The organism is Actinomadura sp. KC216, from assembly GCF_004348535.1.
GTDB lineage: Bacteria > Actinomycetota > Actinomycetes > Streptosporangiales > Streptosporangiaceae > Spirillospora.
Genome location: NZ_SMJX01000301.1, coordinates 1 through 10,042, shown reverse-complemented (window position 1 = coordinate 10,042; position 10,042 = coordinate 1). Strand labels below are relative to the sequence as shown.

Below are 10,042 nucleotides of genomic sequence, written 5' to 3'. Positions count from 1 at the left end.
GGTCGGGACGAGGTGGGAGCGGGTTCGGGGGGTTAGGAGGGCGAAGTGGTCGGTGTCGGCGGTGAGGGTTAGCGGGCCGCCGTCTGCGGGGAGCAGGGCGCGGAACTGGTCGGTGGACGTTCCCGCGCGGCGTTCGATTTCGGCGGAGACGGCTTCGAGGACGTGGCGGGTGTGCAGGGCCTCGGGGCGCGGGAGCGTGTCGAGGAGGGCCTCGCGGGCGCCGGGCACGAACTCGTAGCGGACGCCCCCGGCCGGGCGCAGGAGTCCGCTCAGCAGGACCTCGGCGAGCTGCCCGGGGCCCGAGCCGCCGAGGACGCGGTGCTGGATGAGGCGCATCACCGGCAGGGACGGGACGGACACAGCAACGTGCGCGGCGAGTTCGGCCGCGTCCGGGGAGGCCGTGGCGAGGAAGCGGCGGACGCGTTCGCCGATCGGCAGCTCGCGTTCGCGACGCACGGGCGTCGTCCCGGACGGGCGGGACGGGAACGTCGCGATGGCGGCGGGTTGCGGGTCGGAGCCGGAGACGAGCCGGGCCCACGCGCCGAACCAGCGCGGCGCCGCCTCCAGAACGGGGACGGGGATTCCGGGCGCGGCGGCGCCGTCGTGCTGGGTGAAGCGCAGGTCGGTGTTCGGCGCGGCCGGGCGGGGCAGGAAGGCGACGCCAGGCGTGGCGGGGGCGGCGGTGCGGCGCCAGAGGTGTTCGGCGAGGGGCTGGAGAATCGCGGTCGGGCCGGTCTGCGCCCAGCGGCGGACGGCCCGGGCGGCACGGCCGTTCCACCAGTGCGGGCCGGAGCAGTCGGACAGGACGAGCACGGCGTGGCGGCCCGACGCGTCCATGAGGGCGCCCGGGTTCTGGCGCGGGGCACCGGGGGACGCGGTGATGCCGCCGGTGGTGTCGAGAAAGGCGGTGTGGACGTCCTGGAACGCGCCCTGCCGGACGAGCGTCTCGGCCAGCTCGCGGGCGAGGGGGCGCCAGAGCCGCATCGTCGGTCCGGTGTCGACGACGAGGGACAGGCTCAGCCAGCGTTCGGGCGACGGGACGAGGACGGGTGTCCACAGGCGGGTGTCGGCGATGCGGGCGGCGGTCGCGTCCTGGTCCAGCTCGAAGCGGTGCCTGGACGGGACGCGGCGCTTGAGCGGCCGGAGCGCCCGCTGCACGCCGAGCGGATCCGCCAGCATCGGCGCGGTCGGGACGAGCACCTCCGATGCCTCGCCGACCGGGTCGGCCGCCCCAGGCGCGGGCCGGGGATGCAGCCGGGAGCGCGGCTCCCGCGCGGGCGGCGGCGCCGATTGCGGAGCCGGGGCGGGCGGAGCGGCCGGTGGGGGCGGCTCGGCAGGCTCTTCTGGCGCCGCCGGCGCGACCGGCGGGGCGGCCTCGGTTGGGGAGATGTGGCAGGCGAGCCACAGCATCTCGCTCAGCTCGCGCGCGTCCGGTGGCGGCCCGATGGCGGTGAGGGCCTCCCGGAGGCGGTCAATCGTCATCGATGGGCTCCGACAGGTACGGCATGATGCGGTCGGCCAGGGCCCGGCGGTCCTCGGTGCCGGCGTGGCGGCACAGGTAGACGGCGTTGAGGAGCTGGTCGGTCGCGAGGGTGCCGGACGCGGAGCGCTCGAAGAACCGGCGGACGAGGTCGTCGCTCTGGTCGGCGAGCGGCCCGAGGTGCTCGCGGACGATCGCCGCCAGCTCCGCCTCGCCCGACGGCTGGCGCAGCTCGACGGTGACGCAGCGGCGCAGGAACGCGGGCGGGAACTCGCGCTCGCCGTTGCTGGTCATCACGACCAGCGGGAACGCATGGCAGCGGACCGTTCCGGCCGTGACGGTGACGCGGGAGCCGGGGCCGTCGGCGGTCATGACGTCGGCGGACGGGTCCGCGCGGCGGGTCAGCTCCGGCAGCTCGTACTCGCCCTTCTCGAAGATCGTGAGCAGGTCGTTGGGGAGGTCGATGTCGCTCTTGTCGATCTCGTCCACGAGCAGCACGCGGGGACGCTCGTAGGGGAGCAGTGCGGTGCCCAAGGGGCCGAGGCGGATGTAGCGGCCGATGTCCTCCTCGGAGGGCGCTTCGGTTCGGCCTGCCGCGTAGAGGCGGGTGAGGGGGTCGTACTGGTAGAGGCCGTCGCGGAGGGTCGTCCGGCTGGTGATGGGCCAGTGCAGGACGGGTCCGAGCCCCAGTTCGTGGGCCACCGCGTAGGCGAGGGTCGATTTCCCAGTGCCGGGCGGGCCCGTCACCAGGAGCGGGCGGCGCAAATACAAGGCGGCGTTGACCTGCTGCACCGCATCGTCCGACGGACGGTACGTCGTCGCCTGGTGCTCGTTGCCCGAACCCCCGGACGGGAACGGCAGGACGGGGCCGCCGTGGAACGCGCGCCAAGGCGGCGGCGGAGGCAACCGGTCGATGCCGTCGTGGGGGCGACGGCTCCCTGTGTAGAGCAGCCAGTCGGGCACCTAAACCTCCATGGCGAGCGGGGGATCGGGGAGCCGGGACGGGTCGTCCCACAGCAGGGTCAGGTCGCGTCCGCAGTGCGGCTCGTCCTTCGGGGTGATGAGCGCCTGCTTGCGCAGAGCGAGCGCCACCTGGGGCAGGTCGCCGGGGTGCTTGTCGCCCACGGCGGCGGTCAGCTCGTCGAGGACGCGGTGCCCGCGGCAGTCGCCGTGGGCGGGGGCGTCGCACGGCGTACGCGTCCACAACATGACGGGGATGCCGTTGTTGAGCGCGGCCGTCAACCGGCTCTTGGCGGGACGCGCCCCATAGACGAGCACGCAGAAATCGACGTGCGCTTCCAGCCAGTCCTGGAATTCGCTGCCTTTGCGCGGTTCGTCGCACGGGATCGGACGCGGGTCGCTGCGGCCCCGCGCGTTCAGCACCTTCCAGCGGTGGTGCGCCTGGTCACGGCGGATCGAGTCGGGGCGCAGGCGCTCGACGTCCCGGACCACCACCGGATACTTGCGCATCAGGATCTTGTTGCGGGGTTCGACGTACCACTGCTCGAACGGCTTGCCGAGCCAGCTCTCCGGAACCGCGAACTCGATCATCCAGTCGCGTCCGATCAGCGCCGACTTGAGCGCGGACACGCCCTCCTCGACGGTCGCCCGCACCCGCCGCTCCGGGACGCGCACGGTCGGCCTGCACGGCCCCTTGGCCCCGTCGATCCAGGTGTGCACGGTGACGTCGAAGGCGTTGTCGAACGTCACCCGCTCCAGCTGCACGATCACCGACGCGGGCCCGGAACCCGCCGGGTCCGGGGCGGCGGGCGCGGCGGCGGGCAGATGCCGCGCCGACCAGCCCGCGAGCCGCTGCCGCCGCGGTTCGGGCAGGTGCGGTCCGAGCGCCGCCAGATACCGGACGAGCCGCTCCTCCGCGAACCCTTCCGCGACGTTCCGCACCGACGCCCACGCCGACCTGAACTCGCCGACCGGCGGGCGGCCGACCGCCCGTTCCAGGGCGGCGGCGAGCGGTTCGGTGAAGCGCACGCCGTCCAGCAGTTTCCGCAGCTCGCGGCGCGCGTCCGGGGTCGTCCAGCGGAGGGGGAGCAGGTCGTCGAGCTCCTCCCAGTGCGCGCGGATGCTGGTGATGGGCAGCATCCAGCCGAGCTCCGCGCGCTCGCCGTGCCGGAGTTCGGCGTTCGTCACCATGCCGATGACCTCGCCCGTCGAGGTGTCGTACACGGCGGACCCGCTGTAGCCCTCCTCTAGCCACTCGCCCGCGCCCGTCTTCAGCTCCCACCACTCCTGCCGCATGCCGCGGTACGGGGACGTCGTCACGGTCGCGTGCCGCTCGTTCCGGTCGTGCCGCCGGGGGAAGCCGCAGACGCCGAACGTCCGGCCGCCCGTGGTGCGTTCGTGCAGGTCGTCGGGGGCGGCGAGGCGGGCGGGCGGGTAGCGCACCGGCTCGTCCAGTTCGAGGACGGCGACGTCGCCGGTGTCGCCCTCCCGCCGCCATCCGCCGCGCCACACGACCCTGGCGGTGAGCCCTTCGCGGAGCCCGGGGAACCCGACCCGCGCCTCGTCCAGCCCGTGGACCGTGTGCGCGCAGGTCAGCAGCCGTGTCCCGGTGACGAGGAACGCGGCGCCGAGCTTCCCGCCCGCCGGATGGCCGACCCAGGCGCGCCACTGCCAGCCGTCCACGTCCGGTTACGCCTCCTCCGGGGCCCTGGTTCCCGCTCCCGGTCCCGCCGCGGGCCGGCCCCAGGTCATCTTGACCTTGAGATGCCCCTCGACGGACGTCTTGGCGATCACGGCCCCGGCCGCCGCGTTCAGCTTGACGCCGAACTCCAGCTCGACCGCGTCCGGGTTCAGCTCGCCGCCGCGCAGCGCCGCGAGCGCCGTCTCCGCCGCGTCCCGGACGTGCTGGAACGCGTCCTCGAACTTCCCGGCGGCGTCGTGGATCATCCCGCCCGAGCGGGACACCGACGAGAACCCGGGCTCGCGGTCGTCGGTCTCCACGACGATGGTCCCGTGCTCGGTCTGCCAGCGCACCAGTTCGTTCACGTCCGCCCCCTCGTCGCGGAAATCTATCAAGATCATGCGGTGTGTGATGCTTTGCCGGGGAACACCGCGCCCCGCGCGACACGGCCACAGGAGGACAGCATGATCACCGTTGACCAGGTGCGGGCGCTGACCCGGACGCTTCCGCGCACGTCCGAGCACCTCATCCGGGACCAGGTGAAGTTCCGCGTCGGCTCGATCGTCTACGTCGCGTTCTCCCAGGACGAGACCGTGATGGGCTTCGCGTTCCCCAAGGAGGAACGCGCCGCGCTGATCGAGTCGGAGCCGGAGAAGTTCCACCTCCCGCGCGAATCGGACCTGCGCTTCAACTGGGTGCACGCCTGGACGGAGGCGCTCGACGAACCCGAGATGCGGGAGCTGGTCGTGGACGCGTGGCGCATGGTCGTCCCGAAAAAGGTCGCCGCCGCCCGGCTCGGCCTCTGACCCTCAGTGCGGCGGCGGCATCGGGTCGATCGCGTTGCCCGCGCTGCACCCGCCCTCGCCGGGCATGCGCTGGATTCTCGACGGCGACCACACGGAGGTCCGGCCAGGCGCGATCCGCGCCAGGACGCAGTCGAACGCCTCGGACAAGTACGGCTTCACCTTCAACACCACGCCGACGACGCCGCCCTGCGTCATGAACTCGACGCGGATGGCCGGGTCGAGGCGCAGCGACGCGACCGCCGCGCGGACCTTCGCCTCCTCCGCGGCGCCTCCGGCCGGGACCCGCGGCAGCGCCCTCTCCAGCCGCCCGGACGGGATGTCCGGCGTCTTCGGCCACGGCTTGAACGTGAGCGGCTCCCCCTGCGGGCAGGGCACCTCCCGCGGGTCGTCGTCCCTTTCCGCGTCCCCTTTGAACCGCAACTCGAAGCACCGTCGCACGGTGATCTCGTTGCCCCAGTCCTCAAACGCGGAGCCGGACGTCCGGACCACCACCCGGACCCCGTCCCCCGTGCCGGTCGAGACGCCCCTCACCCGCATGACGTCGACCTTGCCGAGGTCGGCCGCAAGGTGCCCCACGTCCTGCGCGGACCACGTGCGCCCGCCGTACACGACGTTCTTGACCCGGCGGGCCTTCTCCCGGGCGTCGTCGGTGGCCTCGTCCTCGGGCGACGTCCCGGGGACGCATCCCGTGACCAGCAGGCCCACCAGGACGATCGCGATTCTGCGCATGGACTCATGATCGAGGCGCCGGAGCCCGCGCGACATCCGCGTTCGTACTCAGTTCGCGGTGGCGGGCTGCGGTTCCTTCTCGTCCGGCGTCTCCCTGACCGGCCCGGCCTTCGACCTGCCGGACGGGACGCTGCGTCCCCACGCCATCGCCGCCGCGAAGCACGCGAACGGCAGCGCGGGCAGCAGGTACCGGTAGTCGAAGTCCACGGTGATGGGTGGGATGGCCAGAAGCGTCACACTCGTCGTCCAGAACAGCGCCGTCCGCGCGCGCGCCCGCCGCCACACGATCCCGGCCGCCCCCGCCAACAGGACGACCCCCAGCACCGTGCCGGGGACGCTCACCCTCTCCTGGTAGCCGCGCATGATGCCCGCGTACGGCTCCACGATGTGGGTGCGTCCCGTGCCATGCGAATACTCGCGGACGACCGTCCGGCGGTCGCCGCCGCCGAGCACGGGGAGGTCAGGCTTACGCGCGGTGGGCTTCGTCGGGAAGTGGTACCTGGCCTCGGTGCCCACGGTGGGGTACTGGCTGCGTTTCCACGAAAACGTCCGGACGAAGAAGTCGTACGACACCACCCGCGCGTAGTCGAGCGGCTGGTTCCGGATCGCCCACAGCGCGAACCGCTGCGCGTCCGCGTTGGTCTTCTCGTCGAACGCCTTGCCGTTCGTCCATCCGGTCGGCGAGCCCTCCACCCAGATCTGGTGGGACGAGGCGAGCCGGTCCTCCTTGGGGCCATGGGGGCAGAGCCGGGCGATGTCCGGAGGGGGCGTGAAGGCGTCGCAGTCGGCGAACGCGGCCGTCCGGCCCCAGAGGAAGATGCCGTCCACCCCGGTCATGGTGAACCGGCCGTGCTCCTGCTGGTACCACGTCGCGTACGCCCCCACGGGCAGGACGAACGCCGCCGCGAGCGCGACATGGGCGGGCCAGCGCGTCCGGCGCACCAGCAGGTACAGCAGGGCGATCAGGAACAGCGGCACCCCGACCGTCCGCGTGACGGCCGCCACGCCCAGCAGCGCGCCCACCAGCGCCGCCCGCCGCCATCCCGTCGCGCCGGGCTTCGCGAGCACCAGCATCGCGCCGAACGCCAGGACGGTGAACAGCGTGTCCGACAGCAGCAGATGCTCGAGCGTGATCTGGTACGAGTCCAGCAGGATCGGCGCGACCGCCACCGCCGCCCACGCCCGCCGGACGTCGAAGTCGCGCACCAGCATCCGGTACCCGACCACCGCCAGCCCGGTGATCGCCGCGTGGTGCAGCACCGTCACCAGCGCGAGGCTGTGGAACGGCTTCAGCACCCACAGGAAGATCCCGTAGCCCGACGGCCGCAGCTGATGCGGGAACGGATCGTTGGCGATCCGCACGTAGTCGTAACTGTCGTTGAACCACAGCACGCCCTGGAATGCGAGCGTGGTGATCACCCGGAGCGCGACGCCCACGACCAGCACCACCGCGAAGAGCCGGTTCCCCTTCACCGCGGCCACGACCTTCGGGAGGCGTTCGGCCAGAGGGGAGAGCGACACCGGGAACCCTTTACTGCAGACGGGCGGGTGGAATCGTGCGTACCTGCGCCGACCGGGACGGTCCTGCGGCGGCCGGGGGCCGGCCGCGTCACGCCGGGGGCGGGAACCTCGGGCCCGTGCCCCTCCGCCCACGCATCGGCCGCGATCCTACCAGCGCGTTCACCGCCCGCTCGGCGCTCCGCCCGAATGTCACGAAATCAGGACATGGCAGCGTTGCCCGGACCCGAAGAGGCCCGAAACCCGGACGCACCGAGACGTTCACCACAATGCCCCCGATCAAGATCAAGATAAGGTGATCTTGGAAATCGGGACAGAACCCCCCGCTGGCGGGGGTCCTCGCGGGGACCGCACGTCCGGTTCTGCACCCAACTTCCGCCCCTGTCAACGCACAGAAGGGAAACCGGGTGAGGCGCTGGAAACCAGCCCTGATCGGAGCGGCCACGCTGGCCGCGCTACTCGTCCCCGCACCGGCCGCCACGGCCGACCCGACCACGCCCCGGGCCACCAAGCAGCCCGGGGCCACCAAGCAGCCCCGGCCCGCCGCCAGCATCGGCCACAGCAAGATCAAAGCCCCCGCGCGCGGCGCCGCCGCCGACCACACGGTCACGATCCGCGGCATCGACATCGACGGGACGCCCGTCGCGCCCCTCGCCGGCCTGATCGACCCGGCGACCGGCGCGGAGTACCCGCTGACCCAGTCCGGGGACACGCTCACCGCGCTCGTCCCGGCCGGGACCTACGACCTGTCCGCCATCGTCCTCACCGGCGACCCCGCCAACCCCAGAGACCTGGCCCTCTACGGCAACCCGGCGCTGTCGGTGAGCGCCGACGTCGACGTCACCATGGACGCCAGGACGGCGACGGAGATCAAGGCGGTCAGCCCGTCCGCGACCGCCACCGAGGTCGTCAGCCACGCCGAGCTCACGCAGACGATCGCGGGACAGCAGATATCGTCCATCATCACCGGAACCCCGCAGACGAGCCTCCGCGCCTGGCCGTCGTCCACGACGACGCGGCCGTACCACTTCCTGTACGTGGAGAGCCAGTCCGAGCCGCTGACCACCCAGCCCGCGCCGCGCGTCTACAACCTGGCGTTCCCGACCGCCGGGCGCATCCCCAGCACGCTCACCTTCACCGCCGCGCCGAGCAGCCTGGCGCTGGTGAACACCACCTACGCGTCCCAGGGCGTGCCGTCCGGCGGCGTCGGCCCGCACGCCACGATCGTCGACTTCGACGGCATCAACGAATCGGTCGTGGGTCTCTCGCACGCCGCCGCCGCGCCCAGCACGCAGCGGATCTACTACACGGCGGACGGCGTGACCTGGAAGGGGAACTACTTCTACCAGGTCGGCACCACCCAGATCGCCGAACGGCACACCGGGTGGCAGAACTACGCCCCCGGCGCCACCTACTCCGAAACGTGGAACGGGGCCGCGTTCGGGCCGACCATGAAGACCGGGCACGGCCAGGGCCTGCTGCTGGCCCGCCCGCTGATCGCCGACACCGGCACGCCCGGTCACGAGAACTTCGGCGGCAACTACTCCGAGGGCACCCCGGGCACGCTCACCCTCTACCGCAACGGCCAGCTCGTCGGCCAGAGCACCAACCCGCTCGCAGGGGACTGGAACGTGCCCGCCGAGGCCGCCACGTACCGGCTCGACCTGTCCCTGCAGCGCTCGGTCCCGTGGTCGAAGTACGTGTCGAGCGTCAACGCGAGCTGGACGTTCCCGTCCGCCGAACGCCCCGGTGACCCCTTCGAGGACCAGCGCGGCCTCCTCCAGCCCCGGATCACCGGCAACTACGACAACACCGGCCGCGCCCCGTCGGGCGTCACGTTCCCGCTGGACGTGGTGGTCGAACGCGCCGCAGGCGGCAGCGCGGTGTCCACCGCCTCTCTGGAGGCGTCCTTCAACGACGGCGCCACCTGGACCACCGTGCCCCTGACCCCCAACGGCACCGACCGCTGGACGGCCAACGTCTCCCACCCGACCACCCACAACGGCTACGTGGCCCTACGCTTCAAGGCCACCGACGCCTCCGGAAACGCGGTCCAGCAGACCGTGACCCGCGCCTACGGCCTCAGCTGACCCGATCGCGGTCCCGGGCCCACACGCCCGGGACCGCACCCCCCGATCGAAGCGCTCGCCTCGTCCAACGCGCCGCAGACACAGCCCGGCACCAGACCGCGCGGTCAGCCGTCCAGGATCTCGACCATGGGCGCGGAACCCTCGTTGACCGTTCCCATCGCTTCCTGGGAGACGCCCTCTCTCGTGCCGGTGATCTGCATGGGGGAGATCGGGGTCACGAGGTAGGTGCCCGGTGCCAGCACGTCCGGGCCGGGCACGCGGAGCGTGGTGGTGATCGTGTACCTGCTCAGGAAGGCGCATTCGGACTGGACGTAGGGCTGCGACTCCCCAGTGGTCTTACTCGTCGCGGGCGCCATGACGGCGCCGGTCCCGGTGGGAAGTTCCTTCGGCTTCGCGGGGGGAATCCGGTAGAAGGCGAGGTAGTCCCCCTTGAACGGGGCGTCGTCTCCGTTCCAGCCGAACTTGAAGCCGCCGACCACGTCCGTGCGCTTGGTCTTCTCGCCGAAACATTGGCGTTGACCGCCGGGAAGGTACTTCGCGCCTGCGGGCGTGCGTGCGCGGAACTGGGTGACGAGCCGCATGGTCGTGCCGCGTTTCGCTCGCGCGGGGGTGACCGTCATGATCAGGTCCATGTAGGGGGTGTCGGACGCGGGCATGCTGTGCTGTCCGGTCAGGATTCCCGGACGGGTCCAGTAGGCATGGATCCCGCCACGGCTGACTCCGCCGACGCCCGGCCCCGCTGGCCAGAGGACCCACGTGGCGATCACGGCGCCCACTC

9 protein-coding genes are annotated in these 10,042 nt (G+C 72.3%); 2 read left to right on the top strand and 7 right to left on the bottom strand.

Translation table 11 applies throughout. The features are described 5' to 3' along the window. The 4 genes from E1264_RS34295 to E1264_RS34280 form a co-directional block, all read right to left on the bottom strand. Positions 1-1,482, bottom strand: a 1,482-nt coding sequence (locus E1264_RS34295; RefSeq protein WP_279491818.1) for an SAV_2336 N-terminal domain-related protein, incomplete at its 3' end; no start/stop codon positions are given. Continuing rightward, a complete protein-coding gene (locus E1264_RS34290) occupies positions 1,472-2,443 on the bottom strand; it encodes a MoxR family ATPase (RefSeq protein WP_132180278.1) in 972 nt (323 codons plus the stop codon). The genes E1264_RS34295 and E1264_RS34290, both read right to left, overlap by 11 nt. Then, positions 2,444-4,123: a trypsin-like peptidase domain-containing protein gene (locus tag E1264_RS34285; protein ID WP_132180276.1), complete on the bottom strand. Its 1,680-nt coding sequence runs from the start codon at positions 4,121-4,123 to the stop codon at positions 2,444-2,446. Between the two features lie 6 nt (positions 4,124-4,129). Next, complete coding sequence (locus tag E1264_RS34280) at positions 4,130-4,522, bottom strand: CU044_2847 family protein (RefSeq protein WP_243711338.1); 393 nt, start codon at positions 4,520-4,522, stop codon at positions 4,130-4,132. Between the two features lie 63 nt (positions 4,523-4,585). Between E1264_RS34280 and E1264_RS34275 the strand changes: the two genes are divergently transcribed. Then, positions 4,586-4,927 carry an MmcQ/YjbR family DNA-binding protein gene (locus tag E1264_RS34275; RefSeq protein ID WP_132180274.1) on the top strand — a complete coding sequence of 114 codons (342 nt, stop codon included), beginning with the start codon at positions 4,586-4,588 and terminating at the stop codon, positions 4,925-4,927. Positions 4,928-4,930: 3 nt separating this feature from the next. Here the strand turns inward: E1264_RS34275 and E1264_RS34270 are convergent, their stop codons facing one another. Beyond that, complete coding sequence (locus tag E1264_RS34270) at positions 4,931-5,656, bottom strand: translation initiation factor IF-2 (protein ID WP_132180272.1); 726 nt, start codon at positions 5,654-5,656, stop codon at positions 4,931-4,933. Between the two features lie 48 nt (positions 5,657-5,704). Further along, a complete protein-coding gene (locus E1264_RS34265; protein ID WP_132180270.1) occupies positions 5,705-7,177 on the bottom strand; it encodes a hypothetical protein in 1,473 nt (490 codons plus the stop codon). 404 nt (positions 7,178-7,581) lie between these two features. Here E1264_RS34265 and E1264_RS34260 point away from each other — a divergent pair, with 404 nt between their 5' ends. Next, on the top strand, positions 7,582-9,264 hold the full coding sequence (locus E1264_RS34260; protein ID WP_132180268.1) for a hypothetical protein: 1,683 nt from the start codon (positions 7,582-7,584) through the stop codon (positions 9,262-9,264). A gap of 104 nt (positions 9,265-9,368) precedes the next feature. Here the strand turns inward: E1264_RS34260 and E1264_RS34255 are convergent. After that, on the bottom strand, positions 9,369-10,042 hold a 674-nt coding region (locus tag E1264_RS34255), incomplete at its 5' end, for a hypothetical protein (RefSeq protein WP_207936591.1).

Excerpts from the sequence above, each read along its gene's own strand:
- E1264_RS34280 (WP_243711338.1), bottom strand. The coding sequence starts at position 4,522 with ATGATCTTGATAGATTTCCGCGACGAGGGGGCGGACGTGAACGAACTG.
- E1264_RS34275 (WP_132180274.1), top strand. The coding sequence starts at position 4,586 with ATGATCACCGTTGACCAGGTGCGGGCGCTGACCCGGACGCTTCCGCGC.
- E1264_RS34270 (WP_132180272.1), bottom strand. The coding sequence starts at position 5,656 with ATGCGCAGAATCGCGATCGTCCTGGTGGGCCTGCTGGTCACGGGATGC.